The organism is Halorubrum salipaludis (genome assembly GCF_002286985.1).
Taxonomy (GTDB): domain Archaea; phylum Halobacteriota; class Halobacteria; order Halobacteriales; family Haloferacaceae; genus Halorubrum; species Halorubrum salipaludis.
The window spans coordinates 234,283-249,089 of record NZ_NSKC01000003.1 but is presented as its reverse complement, the minus strand read 5'-3'; the positions used below and the strand labels follow the sequence as shown (position 1 = coordinate 249,089).

Annotated in this window: 15 protein-coding genes; 8 read left to right on the top strand and 7 right to left on the bottom strand. The window is 70.3% G+C overall.

From position 1 onward, the window contains the following. Positions 1-7 precede the first annotated feature (7 nt). The gene (gene rocF / locus CK500_RS06740) at positions 8-913 is read right to left on the bottom strand and encodes an arginase (RefSeq protein WP_095636483.1); all 906 of its coding nucleotides are present in this window, start codon (positions 911-913) and stop codon (positions 8-10) included. 100 nt (positions 914-1,013) lie between these two features. Between rocF and CK500_RS06735 the strand changes: the two genes are divergently transcribed. Next, a complete protein-coding gene (locus tag CK500_RS06735; RefSeq protein ID WP_095636482.1) occupies positions 1,014-1,229 on the top strand; it encodes a hypothetical protein in 216 nt (71 codons plus the stop codon). A 67-nt stretch (positions 1,230-1,296) separates the two neighbouring features. Further along, positions 1,297-1,830, top strand: coding sequence for an Rrf2 family transcriptional regulator (locus tag CK500_RS06730; RefSeq protein WP_095636481.1), 534 nt, complete (start codon positions 1,297-1,299; stop codon positions 1,828-1,830). 249 nt (positions 1,831-2,079) lie between these two features. On the opposite strand, the gene CK500_RS06725 is transcribed toward CK500_RS06730, so the two are convergent. Beyond that, positions 2,080-3,261 (bottom strand): NAD(P)/FAD-dependent oxidoreductase, encoded by a 1,182-nt coding sequence (locus CK500_RS06725; RefSeq protein WP_095636480.1) that lies wholly within the window; start codon positions 3,259-3,261, stop codon positions 2,080-2,082. 178 nt (positions 3,262-3,439) lie between these two features. Beyond that, positions 3,440-4,258, bottom strand: a complete 819-nt coding sequence (locus CK500_RS06720; protein ID WP_095636479.1) for a nucleoside phosphorylase — start codon at positions 4,256-4,258, stop codon at positions 3,440-3,442. Between the two features lie 173 nt (positions 4,259-4,431). On the opposite strand from CK500_RS06720, the gene CK500_RS06715 reads away from it, so the two are divergent. From CK500_RS06715 to CK500_RS06690, 6 genes are all read left to right on the top strand, one after another. Next, positions 4,432-5,193, top strand: coding sequence for a helix-turn-helix domain-containing protein (locus tag CK500_RS06715; RefSeq protein WP_095636478.1), 762 nt, complete (start codon positions 4,432-4,434; stop codon positions 5,191-5,193). An 86-nt stretch (positions 5,194-5,279) separates the two neighbouring features. Further along, positions 5,280-6,767: an amidohydrolase family protein gene (locus CK500_RS06710; RefSeq protein WP_095636477.1), complete on the top strand. Its 1,488-nt coding sequence runs from the start codon at positions 5,280-5,282 to the stop codon at positions 6,765-6,767. Positions 6,768-7,022: 255 nt separating this feature from the next. Next, positions 7,023-8,267 (top strand): 4Fe-4S ferredoxin N-terminal domain-containing protein, encoded by a 1,245-nt coding sequence (locus CK500_RS06705; protein ID WP_158224030.1) that lies wholly within the window; start codon positions 7,023-7,025, stop codon positions 8,265-8,267. After that, positions 8,264-9,586 carry an NrfD/PsrC family molybdoenzyme membrane anchor subunit gene (nrfD, locus tag CK500_RS06700; protein ID WP_095636475.1) on the top strand — a complete coding sequence of 441 codons (1,323 nt, stop codon included), beginning with the start codon at positions 8,264-8,266 and terminating at the stop codon, positions 9,584-9,586. The genes CK500_RS06705 and nrfD overlap by 4 nt, the downstream gene beginning before the upstream one ends. After that, positions 9,583-9,870, top strand: a complete 288-nt coding sequence (locus CK500_RS06695) for a hypothetical protein (RefSeq protein WP_095636474.1) — start codon at positions 9,583-9,585, stop codon at positions 9,868-9,870. Before nrfD ends, CK500_RS06695 begins: the two co-directional genes overlap by 4 nt. Before the next feature lie 122 nt (positions 9,871-9,992). Beyond that, positions 9,993-11,204, top strand: coding sequence for an Mrp/NBP35 family ATP-binding protein (locus CK500_RS06690; protein ID WP_394338251.1), 1,212 nt, complete (start codon positions 9,993-9,995; stop codon positions 11,202-11,204). A 39-nt stretch (positions 11,205-11,243) separates the two neighbouring features. On the opposite strand, the gene cdd is transcribed toward CK500_RS06690, so the two are convergent. The 4 genes from cdd to CK500_RS06670 form a co-directional block, all read right to left on the bottom strand. Beyond that, the gene (gene cdd / locus CK500_RS06685; protein WP_095636473.1) at positions 11,244-11,672 is read right to left on the bottom strand and encodes a cytidine deaminase; all 429 of its coding nucleotides are present in this window, start codon (positions 11,670-11,672) and stop codon (positions 11,244-11,246) included. A gap of 90 nt (positions 11,673-11,762) precedes the next feature. Continuing rightward, on the bottom strand, positions 11,763-12,353 hold the full coding sequence (locus CK500_RS06680; RefSeq protein ID WP_095636472.1) for a GNAT family N-acetyltransferase: 591 nt from the start codon (positions 12,351-12,353) through the stop codon (positions 11,763-11,765). Between the two features lie 77 nt (positions 12,354-12,430). Next, positions 12,431-13,657 (bottom strand): pyridoxal-phosphate dependent enzyme, encoded by a 1,227-nt coding sequence (locus CK500_RS06675; protein ID WP_095636471.1) that lies wholly within the window; start codon positions 13,655-13,657, stop codon positions 12,431-12,433. A 525-nt stretch (positions 13,658-14,182) separates the two neighbouring features. Further along, positions 14,183-14,749, bottom strand: a complete 567-nt coding sequence (locus CK500_RS06670; RefSeq protein WP_095636470.1) for a hypothetical protein — start codon at positions 14,747-14,749, stop codon at positions 14,183-14,185. Between the last annotated feature and the right edge of the window lie 58 nt (positions 14,750-14,807).

Sequence of the window (14,807 nt, the reverse complement as noted above, 5' to 3'; positions counted from 1 at the left end):
CCGGGGTTCAGAGCACCCGTTTGCCGAACGCGCTCGCGGCCAGCTCCGTCGCGAGCTCCGCGGTCTCGTTGTGCTGGTCGAGGGTCGGGTTCACCTCGACGAGCTCCATCGACCGGACCGAGTCGCTCTCGGCGACGACCTCCATCGCGCTGTGGGCCTCCCGGTAGGTGGCGCCGCCCCTGACCGGCGTCCCGACGCCGGGCGCCTCCTTGGGATCGAGCCAGTCCAGGTCGAGACTGACGTGGACGCCGTCGACGCCCGCCGCCGCCTCGGCCATCGCCTCCTCCGCCACGTCCGTGATCCCGCGCTCGTCGATGTCGGACATCGTGTAGGCGGCGAACCCGTGGTCGCGGATCACATCGACCTCCGCGTCGTCGACGGATCGCAGCCCGACGAGCGCGACGTTTTCCGGGTCGAGCCCGGGGGCGTTCGCCCAGTCCGAGCCGGCGAACTCGCCGAGGCCGAGCGCGGCCGCGAGGGGCATCCCGTGGACGTTCCCAGAGGGCGTCGTCGCGGGGGTGTTGAGGTCGGCGTGGGCGTCGAACCACACCGCGCCGATCTCCGCGTCGCGCGCGGACCCGACGAGCGAGCCGATGGCGATCGAGTGGTCGCCGCCGAGCGCGAGCGGCACGTCACCCTCCGCGAGCGTCCCGCCGACCTTGTCCGCGAGCCGGCGGCAGACGTCGGCCGTCTCGCGGAGGAACTTCGCCTTCCCGTCGCGCGGCGCCTCCGCGTCCGGGTCGCGCTCCTCCGCCCGGGGAACCGCGAGGTCCCCCGCGTCGACCGTCTCGACGCCCGCGCCCGCGAGCTGGTCGGCCAGCCCCGCGTAGCGGATCGCCGACGGTCCCATGTCCACGCCGCGTCGGTTCGCCCCGTAGTCGGTCGGCGCGCCGATGATCCTGACGGTGGTCATGTCCGAGCAAGCGCTCCGGCGACGCTTGAATGGTGGGGGTCCTCGCCGCGGCCGCGACGCGATCGCACATGGTTTTCACGCCCGCGCTCCAACGTCGGGTATGAGCGGCTCCGACCGCGACTTCACGCCGGCCGACCTCGAACCGATCGGCGCCATGATCGCCGTCGCGTTCACCGGCGCCGTGATCGGGCTCGTCGGCGCCGGAGTCGCGTTCTTCGTCGGCGACCTCGGCCTCGCGCTGATCGGGGTCGGCGTCGTGGTCGCGCTCTCCAGTCCGATCGCGTACGTTCGGCTCCGTCGCCTCGGCGGATCCTGAAAAACCGCACGATCGTTTATAACGGGCTTCCATCGCATTTAAGCAGGGTGGCCATCTATTCGCGACCATGTCATCGATCGAGCTCACGTCGAGCCAGAAAAGCATCCTCTCGGCCCTCATCAACCTGTACGGGGAACAGGAGGACGCCGTCAAAGGCGAAGCGATCGCAGAGGAAGTCGACCGTAACCCGGGGACGATCCGGAACCAGATGCAGAGCCTGAAGGCCCTCCAGCTGGTCGAGGGGGTACCCGGGCCGAAGGGCGGGTACAAGCCCACCTCGAACGCGTACGAGGCGCTCGACATCCAGCGGATGGACGAGCCCGCGGACGTGCCGATCTACCACGAGGGCGAGGAGGTCACCGGCGTCAACGTCGACGGGATCGACCTCTCCAGCGTCCACCACCCCGAGCTCTGCCGCGCCGAGATCCACGTCCAGGGCTCCGTCCGGAACTTCCACGAGGGCGACTCCGTCACCGTCGGCCCGACGCCCCTCTCGAAGCTCGTCATCGACGGGACCGTCGACGGGAAAGACGACACCGCGAACATCCTCATCCTCCGGATCGACGACATGCGCGCGCCGGACGAGCCCGCCGAGCACTGAACGCTCCGGCGACCGGATCCCCGAGACTGAACGCTCCAGCGACGACGTCTTCTGCGTCCCTCTCTCCGCGGCCGCGTTAACGGTCCGAGCGGGGCCTCAGCGATCCGAGCGCAGCCTTAGCGATCCGAGCGCAGCCGCTCACGGTCGGATTCCGAGTTCGCCGCGCCGCTGAAGCTGCAGCGTTCTGCGCTGAGAAGTTCCGAGCGTTTCCGAACCGAGACCGGTGGTCGAGCCGCGCGCTCGCCGACCCTACATGTCGCCGAACGCGCTCACGCCGCGCCCGGTCGAGGAGACCTTCGCGATCCACCGCACCGCGATGGACTTCTTGAGCAGCTTCGCGGGGGTCCCGCCGAACGTCTTGATCGGCATCCCCATCACGTCGTGGGCGACCGCGTCCTCGCCGACCGAGATGACGGTCCCCTTGTCCGTGTGCTCCCACGACTGGAGGGGCGCGCCGCGGGCGGCGCGCGCGAGGTTCTCGCCGGCGACCTCCGCGGCCTGCCAGGCGGCCTGCGCGGTCGGCGGCGCCACGTCGTCGTCGCCCTGCTCGACGAGGGCGGTGTCGCCGATGGCGAACACGCGGTCGTCGCTGGTGGTGAAGTCGGAGGCGGCGTGGACGCGGTTCGAGCGCTCGTCCTTCTCGACCTCGACGTTCTCTAACTCCGGCTGGCCCGTGATGCCGCCGGTCCAGATCAGCACGTCGTACCCGAGCTCCTCGGGCTCCTCGTCCTCGCCGCCGCCGAGGTACACCGCGTCCTCGTCGGCCTTCGAGATGAAGTCGCCGGTGAGGATCTCGATGTCGGCGTCCTCGAGCCGCTGGCGGAGCGCGCCCTGGACCTGCGGGTCGTTCCCGGGGAAGACCTCGTCGAGGCCCTCGACGAGCTTGATGTTGATCGGGGCGCGGTGCTTGTCGCGGTACTCCGCGATCTCGCCCGCGGTCTGGATCCCGGAGAGGCCGGCGCCGCCGACGATGACCTCGACGGGGTCGGACCGCGTCGCCTCGGCGGCGGCCGACCGCACGTCCTCGTGGATCGCCTTGGCGTCGTCGAGGCTCTTGAGCTGGTGGGCGTTCTCCTTGAGCCCCTCGATACCGAAGAAGGCGGTCGTGGAGCCGACGCCGAGCAGGAGGTAGTCGTAGTCGACGGTCGTCCCGTCGTCCGTCTCGACGACCCGCTCGTCAGTGTCGACGTCGACGACGCGACCCTGCACGAAGTCGGACTCGGGCGATTTGATCTCGTCGACGGGAATGGTGATCTTCTCGGCGACCGCGGGATTGCGGATCGCGCGGTGGACCTCGTGGAGGACGAGGTGGTAGTCGTGCTCCGAGATCCACGTGAGCTCGGCCTCGCCATCGCCGACCTCGTCTTCGAACGCCTTCACCGCCCCTGCGCCGGCATACCCGGAACCGACGACGACGACCTGTGTAGCCATGCGTGTCGCTCCGCGGTCCGCGGGTAAAGTCGCTTTGGAACGTCGCTGACGGGGTCATCGGCAGATCGACACGCGGCGACCAGCGCACGCCGCGGACGGGCGGCGACCGACGCGCGGCAACCAGCGCACGCCGACGGACGCGCAGCGATCGCGGAGCCCCCGTCGGGCCGTCTCGACCCTACAGCGAGAGGCCGGCGTGCCAGCGGTCGGCGCCCGCCTCCGCCTTGACCTCGTCCATCCGCGCGAGGAGCTTCACGGCGAGGCTCGCAGTCTCCGCCGCCCGCGACTCGCCCTCGGTCCGGAACTCGCCGGTGACGCGGTTCGCGTAGACGGAGCAGACCGCGCCGGCGCGGAGCCCGTACACGTTCGCGATCGTGAGGATCGCCGACGCCTCCATCTCGATGTTCTTCACGTTCGCGTCCTGAAGCTCCGCGACCAGCTCGTCGGAACCGGCCGCCTCGAACCCCTCGAAGCCGGGGCGGCCCTGCCCGGCGTAGAAGGAGTCCGCGCTCATCGTGACGCCGGTGTGGTAGTCGTGGCCCAGCCGCTCGGCGGCGGCGACGAGCGCCGAGACGACCTCGCCGTCGGCGCTCGCGGGGTAGTCCTCGCGGACGTACTCGTCGCTCGTCCCCTCCTGCCGGACCGCGCCGGTCGTGATGACCAGGTCGCCCACGTCCATCTCCGGCTGGATCGCGCCGCAGGAGCCGACCCGGATGTACGTGTCGACGCCCACCCTGGCAAGCTCCTCGACCGCGATGGCGGCCGACGGCGACCCGATCCCGGTGGAGGTCACCGAGATCGGCGCGCCCTCGTAGCTGCCGGTCGCGGTGCGGTACTCCCGGTGGCGCGCGACCTCCTCGTGGTCGTCCCACAGCGCCGTGATCTTGTCCACGCGCTCGGGGTTGCCGGGGAGCAACACCGCGTCCGCGACGTCGTCGGGCGCGACCTCGACGTGGTAGCCGGCCTCGTCGTTGGGGTCCTCGCTGTCTCCGGTCATGTCCCCCGTAGACGGTCTCTTTTAAAATACTTCTCGGACCGTCCGACGAGATGGCACCGCGGAAACGAGCCGACGCGACGCCGGTTCGGCCCGGGGTCCGCCCGCCATCGCCGGCGGCCGAGTCGGCATATGCCAACCGTGCGTTCTTGTACGGATCCGGCGTACCGATCGGCATGCAGGAGTTCGATTTCACGGTCACCTACGAGGAGGGCGCGGACGACCTGATGGACGTGTTCATCGAGAACCCGGGGCTCTACTCCCGGACAGTCTCCTGTCACGCGACCGCCGAGACGATGTGGCGCGTCGACGAGGTCACGGGACCGCCGGAGGCGCTGGAGGCGTACGACCGCCGGCTCGACGGGCTTCCCCGCTGTTCGAACCTCCGAGGCATGGGCGGCTGCGAGCTCGACTGGGAACACGAGGTGCTCGCCGAGCGGCCGACGAGCCGGCTCATCTACTCGAGACAGTCGGAGGGCGAGGGGTGCCGATCGGTGCCGTACCTCGTGACCCAGCGGCTGGGAGACGGGGCGCTCTGCCGGGCACAGCAGTACGGGAACACCTACGAGTGGAACGTGCTCGCCGACGACGACAGCGCCCTGAGCACGGTGTACGAGGAGCTGGAAGCGAACCTCCGCCCGGGACTCGAACTGACCTTCGGGCGGGTGGACGGCTCCCCCGACTGGGCGGTCGAGCGGCCGGACGCGGACGACCTTCCGCCGGAACAGCGCGAGGCACTCCGGGCCGCGATCGAGCGGGGGTACTACGACACCCCGCGCCGGATGTCCCTCCAAGAGGTCGCGGAGGCGGAGCGGATCCCCGTCTCCACGCTCCAGTACCGCGTCTCGCGCGCCGAGGCCTGGCTCGCGAAGAACTACCTCTCCGGCCGCGAGGCGCTCGCGTCCGACCCCGTCGAGGTCGAGGAGAGCGCCCCCTGACGGGGTCGCCCGTCGCGCCGCGACCCCGGTTGGAACATACCGAACGAACTCCCACGGTTCGGCGGCCCCGAGCACGGGTGCCGACAATGCGACGACGAACCGACGACGACGGCGGCGTATCGCGACGGAGCTATCTGGCCGGCAGCGCGGCCGCGGTCTCGCTTCCGCTCTCGGGCTGTCTGGGGTCGATCGGCGGGAATGGCACCGATGACGGCGACGACGGGTCTACTGGTGACGCCCCCGACCGGCTGGTCGTCCGGAACGGGACCGTGGTCTCGGTCGATCCCGATATCGGCGTCTTGGAGCGCGCGGACGTCTACGTGGAGAACGGCGAGATCGTCGAGGTCGCCGAGGGGATCGACCCCGACGACGCGGCGGTCATCGACGCGTCCGGCGCGGTCGTCGCGCCCGGGTTCGTCAACACCCACCTCCACACGTGGCAGGCCGGCGTGCGCGGGATCGCCGGCGACTGGACCTTCACCGACTACCTCGAGATCATGCTCGGCGAGGTGAGTAGCCACTACCGGCCCGAGGACGCCTACCTCGGGAACCTGTTCGGGGCGGCCGAACAGCTCAACGCCGGGACGACGACGGTCCTCGACTGGTTCCACATCGCCAACTCCCCGGACCACTCCGACCGCGCGATCGACGGCCTGGAGGACGCGGGGATCCGGGCGGTGTTCACGCACGGCCCGCCGGGCGACGACGGCGCGAAGTGGTGGGAGGCGAGCACGGAGCCACACCCGGACGACATCGAGCGGCTCCACGAGGAGCGGTTCCCCGTCGCCGACGACCGGATCACGCTCGCGATGGGGATCCGCGGTCCCGACTACGCCACCGACGAGGTGGTCGAGGAGGACATCACCCGCGCCCGCGAGATGGGCATCCCCGCCTCGATGCACATCGGGTCCCTCGGCGGGGGCGGCGTCTACGCCTTGGAGGAACTGGGGCTGCTCGGCGACGACCTCAACTACGTCCACGCCAACCGCTTCGAGGACGAGGAGTTCGCGCTCGTCGGCGACTCCGGCGGGTCGATCTCGACCACGCCGGAGGTCGAGCTGCAGATGGGAATGGGGACGCCCGTCCTCGGGAAGGCGGCCGAGGCCGGTGCGACCCCCTCCGTCGGCGTCGACATCGTGTCGAACGTCAGCGGCGACATGTTCACGCAGACCCGCATGGCCGTCGGCGTCCAGCGCGGGATCGACAATCAGCCGGTCGTCGACCGCGGCGAGCAGACGACCGAGGTCTCCATCGACCCCCACCGGGCGCTGGAGATCGCGACCATCGAGGGCGCCCGGGCGCTCGGTCTCGAGGACCGCGTCGGCTCGATCACGCCGGGGAAGCGCGCCGACCTCGTCGTGATCGACGGCGGCGACGTCAACACGCTGCCGGTGAACAACCCGGTCGAGACGGTGGCGTTCCAAGCGGGCGTCGGCAACGTCGACACGGTGATCGTCGACGGCGAGGTCGCGAAACGCGACGGCGCGCTCACGAACGACGCGCTCGCGGAGGAGCGCGACGCGTTCGAGGCGTCCGCGGAGCGGGTCCTCTCCGAGAGCGGCCTCGCGGAGTGAGTCGGTCCCTCCGGTGATCGCGAGCGGCGCTTTATTTCGATCCGTTCGAACATATTCGCGGTCGTTTCTATCGGCTAAGAATCCGACCAACGATTGACCCGCCGAATCCCGTACGTCGGAACCGGGAACGTCAGTCCGGGGCCCGCGACCGCCGCCGGCGTCGGCGGTACCCCCGGACCCGGCGACGCTCCCGTGACCCGTCCGCACGGGGCGGGAGAACACTCCATTCCGACCATGAGCACCGACGACGAATCGATGTACGCGACACCGGACGAGGAGCACAGGCGGCTCCTCGAGGAGACCGGGTACGACGCGGATCTCGGCATGGAGATGGCTCGGGACGCCCAGAAGGTGTCCGCGGGCGATCTCTCGGAGGTCGAGTTCTACCGTCGCTATCACGACCGGATCCTCGAGGAGTTCGACGTCGACGACCGCGAGGTCGACTTGCCAGATCCCGACGAGGTCGACTCGGGAGACGTGAACGCCATCGACCGCATCGAAGGGGCGTTCGAGGGCATCGGGGAGACCCTGCGGGGCGTTGACGGCGACGAGAGCGAGTCGCGGCGATCGGTGATGAAGAAGGGCGCCGCGGCCGCCGCGCTCGGGCTCGGCGGGCTCGGGAGCGCCGGCGCGACCACCGGCGGCGACGACGGCGCCGCGGGCGCCGGCGGCGGCGACGACGGCGAGGGCACTCGTTGGGGGATGACGATCAACCTCAACAACTGCGACGGGTGTCTCGCCTGCATGGTCGCGTGCGACCAGGAGCACAACCTCTCCGAGGGCGCCAACTGGATGTACGTCTTCGCGTTCGAAGACGAAGGCCAGGGCGAGCAGGAGAACTTCCTGCCGCGGACCTGCCAGCACTGCACGGATTCGCCGTGCACGAAGGTGTGTCCGGTCGGGGCCCGCCACACCCGCGAGGAGGACGGGCTCGTCCTGACGGACTACGACATCTGTATCGGCTGCCGGTACTGCGAGGTGTCCTGTCCGTACGGCGTCAACTACTTCCAGTGGGGCGAGCCGGACGTGCCCGAGTCCGAGATCGACGACGACCACCAGATCGACGACCGCGGGCGCTGGGTCGGCTCTCGGCCGCCGGAGGGCGTGATGGGCAAGTGCACCTTCTGCGTCGACCGGCAGGACGGCCAGATGGGCGAAGAGAAGGTCGGCACCACCGCCTGCGAGGAGGCGTGCACCATGGACGCCATCCACTTCGGCGACCTCAACGACCCGGAGAGCCCGCCGAACCAGCACCTCGAAGAGTACCGCTCCGGACAGGAGAACGACCTCGAGGAGTTCCCGAACCGGAAGGAACACACCGTGTCCACGTTCAAGCTGATGGAGGAACGCGGCACCGAGCCGAACGTCCAGTTCATCGGCAACGAGCCCTCGCCGCACGCCGAGCAGGTTGAGGGTCCCGTCGCCTACGAGGACATGGGGATCACCGACAACCGCAAGGAGGTCCTCGATCGAGGCGCCGACGGGGGTGAAGAGGCGTGAGCGTCGACGTGACGGGGGTCGACCGGGAGACGCTCGTCCGGCCGATCCAGACGTTCACGAAGCGCTACCTGGCCGCGTTGGCGGTCGCCTTCGGACTGATCGGCGTCTGGCTGTTCTTCTACGTCCAGCAGCTCCAGCACGGCCTGATCGTCACGAACCTCGCCGACTGGGGCTCCGGCGGCGGCGTGCCGTGGGGGCTGTACATCGGCGCGTTCATCTGGTGGGTCGGGATCGCGCACGGCGGGATCATCCTCTCGGCCGCGGTGCGGCTGCTCGGGATGGACACCTACCAGCCCGTCGCGCGCCTCGCGGAGCTGCTGACGATCGCGGCGCTGACCTGCGCCGGCGTCTTCATCCTCATCCACGTCGGCCGGCCCGACCGACTGGTGACGAGCGTCCTCCCCGCGTGGCCGACGCGGGTCCAGTGGTCGCCGCTGATGTGGGACGTGACCGTCATCACCGCCTACTTCGTGTTGACCGCGACGTACCTCGCGCTCACGATCCGGTACGACGTCCACCGGCTCCGCGACCGCCTTCCGAACGTCCTCGAACCGGTGTACCGCGTCATCACGGTCGGCTACACCGAGAAGGAAGACCAGGTCGTCGAGCGGATGGTCTGGTGGATCGCCTTCGCGATCATCATCATGGCGCCGCTGTTGCTCCACGGCGGGGTGATCCCGTGGCTGTTCTCGCTGCTGCCGTCGATGGCCGGCTGGCACGGCGGCGTCCAGGGGCCGTCGTTCCTCTCGATCGCCCTGACCTCCGCGGTCAGCGGGATCATCATCATCTCGGCGGCGTTCCGGTACGCGTACGGCTGGGACGAGCTCATTCCGGACACCGTCTTCCAGGGGCTCGCGAAGTGGCTCGGCTTCTTCAGCCTGATCTTCCTGTGGCTCCAGCTCCAGCAGGTGATCACGGGGATCTTCGCCGCGCCGACGACGCTCCAGCACGCGACCGAGGTGAAGATCGCGACCCCGCTGTACTGGGTCGCGATCGGCCTCGTCGCGCTCGCGATGCTGTACGCGTTCGCGACCTCGCTGCGGCCCGAGCTGTACGACATTCGCGTCCTCGTCGGCATGTCCGTGGCCGTCCTGTTCGGCACGCTCGCCGAGAAGGTGCTGTTCGTCGTCGAGGGGCTCCAGCACGCCCACTTCGACCTGTACGCCGGGGTGCCCGGCGCGTACATCCCCTCGCCCGTCGAGATCTCGGCCGTGCTCGGGACGGTGGGTATCGTCGTGCTGTTCTTCCTCGTCGTCTCGAAGGTGATCCCGGTCGTTGAACTGCACGCGATCGAAGACCACGAGGAGGTGGACGCATGACGCCGCTCGCCGCGTCCGCCGTCGCCGCGCTCGCGTCGGGGCCCGCCGCGGTGCCGCTCGCCTCGTCGCCCGAGTACACGCTCCCGTTCGTCGGGCCGGGGACGTACCTCATCTTCGGGATCGTCCTCCTGCCGGTGTACGCGATGGTCGCGGCGTGGTTCATCGGGGACCCGAGCGACCGGTTCGCGAACCTGCTCGGACTCGGCTACCTCGCCGGCCTCACCACCGTGCTGTGGGGGAGCCTGTTCGTGGCGACGATCATCATCGGGGTCGTGTTCTTCTGACGCGATCCCCGCTCCCCGCAGTGGCACGGGCTGAGAATCCGCGTTCGAACTAACCTTTTCCCGCTCGAATCTGACGCCGAGCGCCCGAATCGACCGCCGGACGCCACCTGACCGCTCTCACCATGACCCTCACCGAAAGCGAACTGACCGATCGACTCGCCGCAGTCGAAGACCCGCTCAACGACGACGACATCGTCTCGATGGGGCTCGTCGACGACGTGACGATCGACGACGGCACCGCCGAGGTGACGCTCGCGTTCAACGCCCCGCACGCGCCCGCCGAGATGGAGATCGGCGACGCGGTCCGCGAGGCCGTCGAAGACGCGGGGCTCGAGCCGGAGCTCCGCGCCGAGTTCCGGGAGGAACACGGCTTCGAGACGGACGCGCTCCCCGGCGTCCGCAACGTGATCGCCGTCGCCTCCGGCAAGGGCGGCGTCGGGAAGACGACCGTCGCCGCGAACCTCGCCGCGGGGCTGAAGGACCGCGGCGCGCGCGTCGGCATCCTCGACGCCGACGTGCACGGACCGAACGTCCCGCGGCTGCTCCCGACGGAGAACGAGCCGGGCGTCACGCCGAACGAGGAGATCGTCCCGCCGGCCTCCGACGGCGTGCGCGTGATGAGCACCGACCACCTGATGCCCGACGGCGACCAGCCGGCGGTGATGCGCGGGCCGATGGTGAACAACGTGATGATGAAGTTCGTCAACGAGGTCGAGTGGGGCCGGCTCGACTACCTCGTCGTCGACCTGCCGCCGGGCACCGGGGACGCCTCGCTGAACCTGCTCCAGTCGCTGCCGATCGCGGGCGTCGTCATCGTCACGACGCCGCAGGAGATGGCCGTCGCCGACGCGCGCAAGGGGCTCCGGCTGTTCGACGAGCACGACGCGCCCGTCCTCGGCGTCGTCGAGAACATGAGCGCGTTCCGGTGCCCCGAGTGCGGCGACACCCACGCCGTCTTCGGCGAGGGGGGCGGCGACGAGATCCGCGACGACTACGGCGTGCCGGTCCTCTCGCGGCTCCCCGTTCACCCTGACTTCGACTCCGAGGGCTCCGACGGGCCGTCGGTACGGGACCCGGAGAGCCCGGTCCGTGAGGACCTCTTCGAGATGGTGGACGACGTGGCGGACCGCGTCGGCGAGGTGAACCGCCGGCGGGTCGCCGAGCGCGTCGGAGACTGGACGGACGGCGACGAGCCGGAGTCGGCCGCCGGCGCCGACGAGGATCGGACCGGCGCCGACGGCGAGGAGCCCGGCGCCGACGGCGAGGAGCCCGGCGCCGACGGCGAGGAGCCCGGCGCCGACGCCCCCGACGCGACCGCCTCCCCGGCCGAGTGAGCGGGGGACGGAGCACCGGGCGCCGACCGGCTCAGCGGTTCAGTCCCCGCCGGCGTCCCGCGCGTCGCCCGTCGCTCTCGCGTCGTCGAGGGTCCCCTCCGAGATCGTGTTCGGGAGCAGTTCGCCGAGCGTGTACTCGCTGGTCTCGCCGTCGCCCTCGTCGCAGACGACGACGAGGTCGTCGGCCGCGAACTCCGCGAGCGACTGCCGGCACATCCCGCAGGGAGTGACGCCGTCGCGGACGCCCGACGTGACGGCGATCCGGTCGAACTCGCGGTGGCCGTTCTTCACCGCCTCCGCGAGCGCGACCTCCTCGGCGTGGAGGCTGTTGGAGTAGTTGGCGTTCTCGATGTTACAGCCGGTGTAGACGGTGCCGTCGGCGGTCCGGAGCGCGGCGCCGACGCGGTACTCGGAGTACGGGACGTGCGCGTCGTCGAGCGCGTCGCGCGCGACCTCGATCAGGTCCATACGGGGGCGTCGACCGGCGGGCCGATAAGCGGTCGGATCGCGGTCAGTCTCGGGGACGGCCGCCGCCCGTCAGTCCCTCGCGAGCCCCTCTCAGCGCCCCGTGTCGTACTTGTACGTCGCCGACTCGGGGTCGATCCCGAAGTCCTCGGGCGACTCGGTCGTATCGTCCGCCGCGTCCGCCGGCTCGGCGGCCTTGAACGCCTCGCGGAACCGGTCGGGCATCTCGAAGTCGTCGGTGGCCAGCTGCAGGCCGACCACGCCCCCGCCGAGGAACTCGCGCTTCTCCACGAGCCGGTCCGAGAGCGCGTCCGGGAGGTCGTCGGTGTCGACCTCCTCGAAGCCGAACTGGGTCAGGTACTCGGGCTGATCGGTGAGCACGTACACCGTCTCGAACCGGTCCGCGGCCGCGGTGTCGACGAGGCGCTCGACCACGTGCGCCCCGACGCCGCGTCCCCGCCACTCCGGGAGGACGCCGATCCCGGTGAGTTCGATCCGGTTTTCGGTGTCCTCGTCGTCGCCCCGATGCAGGCGGAGCCGGCCGAACCCGGCCCGGTCGCCCGACTCCTCGTCGACCGCGATCACGTAGTCCCGTGACCGGAAGGCGACGTCGTCGAGCCCCAGCTGCTCGATCGCGTCCAGTAACCACGCCTCGTCACGGTTCTTGGCGTCGCGGACGTACATGGATGCACGTACGCGGGGCGACGTAAAAACGGTTCCCCGCGCGGCGTCGAGGTCACCGCGGGGGCGTCACGCGCTATTCAAATACCCTGTCCCATCAGGTGGCTGCGTAGCACGTCCGGCGTCTTGAGCCCGGCGTCGCTGTTGATCAGGACCACCGTCTCGTCGCCGTCGAAGAAGCCGTCCTCCTTGAGCGCCCAGGCGCCGGCGGGGGCGGCACCCCCGGTGGCGCCCATCTCCATCACCTCGTTCTGGGCGACCGCGACCGCGCTCGCGAGGATGTCCTCGTCCTCGACGCCCACCGCGGTCCCGCCGCTCTCCCGCACCGCCTCGACCGCGGCGGCGCCGCCCGCGGGGTCGGCGATCTCCAGCTCGCCGCAGATCGTGTCCGGCGTCTCCCACGGCTCCGGCTCGTCGAGGCCGCGCTCGACCGCGGCCGCGATCGGCGCGCAGCCCGCGGCCTGCGCCGCGACGACCTTCGGAACCGCGTCGATCGCGCCGACCCGCTCCAGCTCCGCGAACCCCTTGTACACCCCGGCGACGACCTCGCCGGAGCCGGTCGGGACGACGACCACGTCGGGCGCGTCGCCGAGGTCCGCGACCAGCTCGAACGCGAGCGTCTTCACGCCGTCGTGGCGGTACGGCGTCGCGAACTCGGCGAGGTCGGTGTACTCCGTCTCCAGCTGCTCGTCGACCGCGTCGGCCGCGTCCGGGAACCGCCCGCCGACCACGCGCATGTCGCCGCCGTGGACGTTCGTCATCGCCTTGTTCGAGAACGCGCACCGAGAGGGGACGAACGCGTACGAGCGCAGGTCGGCCCGACCCGCGTACGCCGCCATCGACTGCCCGGCGTTGCCGGGGCTCGCGCACGCGAGCGGCTCCACGTCCTCGCCCGCCTCCGCCCGCGCTGCGACCGCGGTGAGCGCGACCGAGAGCCCGCGGTCGAGGACGGTGCCAGTGGGGTTGCGCCCCTCGTCTTTGACGTACACCGCGTCGACGTCGAGCTCGTCCGCCAGCCGCTCGGTCGGGACGAGCGGCGTGGCGCCCTCGCCCGCCGAGATCGCGGCGTCGGCCGGGAACGGGAGCAGGGCGTCGAAGCGCCAGTGCCCGCGGCCCGTCCCCGCCGGTCCGTCCCGCGGCGACCCGAGCAGCGTCTCGGGGTCGACCGCGCCGTAGTCGTAGGCGGGGTCGAGCCCCCGCGCCTGCTCGTCGGCCGACACCGTCGTCGGGTCGGCCGTCTCGTGGACGCGACCGGACGCGCGACTCTCCAGCCCGCGGAACGCCGTCGTCGTCTCCGTCGACTCCATACCCGACGTTTCGGCGGCGGCGACTAATCGCTTCCCTCTCAGGGCTCACGATGACCTAGTGATGGAGGTGGTGCGGTGGCGCGCGCCTGTGAGCGCCTTTTTAAGGCGCGAACAGCGCCGCGCGAGGGAGTCAGTCGCCGGAGCGAAGCGGAGGCGACTGACGAGGCTGGGGAGGTGTGAGGTGCGGGGCGGTTGCGGTCGGGTAGGACTCAAAGGGGCAGCTGCGAGGACGAAGCACACCGACGTAAGCACTGGAAGGAGCGAGCGAAGCGAGCGACTGAAGCGCGCAACGAGGTGCGCGAGTCGTCGCGGCTGGGGCTTTGGAGGCCTTCACCGCGAGATTGTTGATCGCATCCTCTCAAGCGGCCGAGTCTTTTGCGGTGTCTCTGTCCGATTTCCACTTATAAACGACAGCAACGCCATGCTACCGGGCGGATAGGGCTTCGACCGCGTTTTCAACATCGATCGGCTTTGCGATCGATGCGGACCCACAGTCGCGACTGAGTAACCGGTAGCGACGAACCCTCACCACCGCGAGGAGGCGGGCAACAGGACGAGCGCGACCAGCCGACTCACGCCGTATGCCACGCCGTACAGGAGGGCTGCCGGCGGCCGAGCGACGAGAAGCGCGAGGTACGTCCCGAAGGTGACTGACCCGCCGATCGCTCGGAACCAGATCGTCCGACTCACGTCCCGAAGCCGGTCCCTCCGGAACGTGAGAACCGCCATCCCGCCGCCGAGGGACGCCCCGACCGCGACGGCGACGACCGCGAGGGGTCTCGCGCCTGGAGACCGAAGGAGAATGCCGATCTCCGAGACTGCTTCGAACCGACCGAGAACAGCGGTGAGGAGCGCGAACAGGAGAAGTGCTGCGCCGAGTTGACCGAGGTCGGCGGTCCGCGTGTCCACGACACTCCCGGACGCGTCGGGACCGGCGGCGAACAATCGCTCCGACAGCCGAAACCCCGCCAGTCCGAGCAGCGCGACCGACACGGGGAGGGCGGTTCCCACGCCCGAATCGCCGACGAACAGCCCGACGCCGAGCGGGACGAGAGCGAGAGACAGCCACTGGCCGAGAGCGACTCGATCCACACAGTGACATGCGGTAGGTCCGAACAAAGGTGTTCTCACCGAAACAGATCGTTCCGAC

Coding starts and splice junctions, on each gene's coding strand:
- rocF (WP_095636483.1), bottom strand. CDS start 913: ATGACCACCGTCAGGATCATCGGCGCGCCGACCGACTACGGGGCGAAC.
- CK500_RS06735 (WP_095636482.1), top strand. CDS start 1,014: ATGAGCGGCTCCGACCGCGACTTCACGCCGGCCGACCTCGAACCGATC.
- CK500_RS06730 (WP_095636481.1), top strand. CDS start 1,297: ATGTCATCGATCGAGCTCACGTCGAGCCAGAAAAGCATCCTCTCGGCC.
- CK500_RS06725 (WP_095636480.1), bottom strand. CDS start 3,261: ATGGCTACACAGGTCGTCGTCGTCGGTTCCGGGTATGCCGGCGCAGGG.
- CK500_RS06720 (WP_095636479.1), bottom strand. CDS start 4,258: ATGACCGGAGACAGCGAGGACCCCAACGACGAGGCCGGCTACCACGTC.
- CK500_RS06715 (WP_095636478.1), top strand. CDS start 4,432: ATGCAGGAGTTCGATTTCACGGTCACCTACGAGGAGGGCGCGGACGAC.
- CK500_RS06710 (WP_095636477.1), top strand. CDS start 5,280: ATGCGACGACGAACCGACGACGACGGCGGCGTATCGCGACGGAGCTAT.
- CK500_RS06705 (WP_158224030.1), top strand. CDS start 7,023: ATGTACGCGACACCGGACGAGGAGCACAGGCGGCTCCTCGAGGAGACC.
- CK500_RS06695 (WP_095636474.1), top strand. CDS start 9,583: ATGACGCCGCTCGCCGCGTCCGCCGTCGCCGCGCTCGCGTCGGGGCCC.
- CK500_RS06690 (WP_394338251.1), top strand. CDS start 9,993: ATGACCCTCACCGAAAGCGAACTGACCGATCGACTCGCCGCAGTCGAA.
- cdd (WP_095636473.1), bottom strand. CDS start 11,672: ATGGACCTGATCGAGGTCGCGCGCGACGCGCTCGACGACGCGCACGTC.
- CK500_RS06680 (WP_095636472.1), bottom strand. CDS start 12,353: ATGTACGTCCGCGACGCCAAGAACCGTGACGAGGCGTGGTTACTGGAC.
- CK500_RS06675 (WP_095636471.1), bottom strand. CDS start 13,657: ATGGAGTCGACGGAGACGACGACGGCGTTCCGCGGGCTGGAGAGTCGC.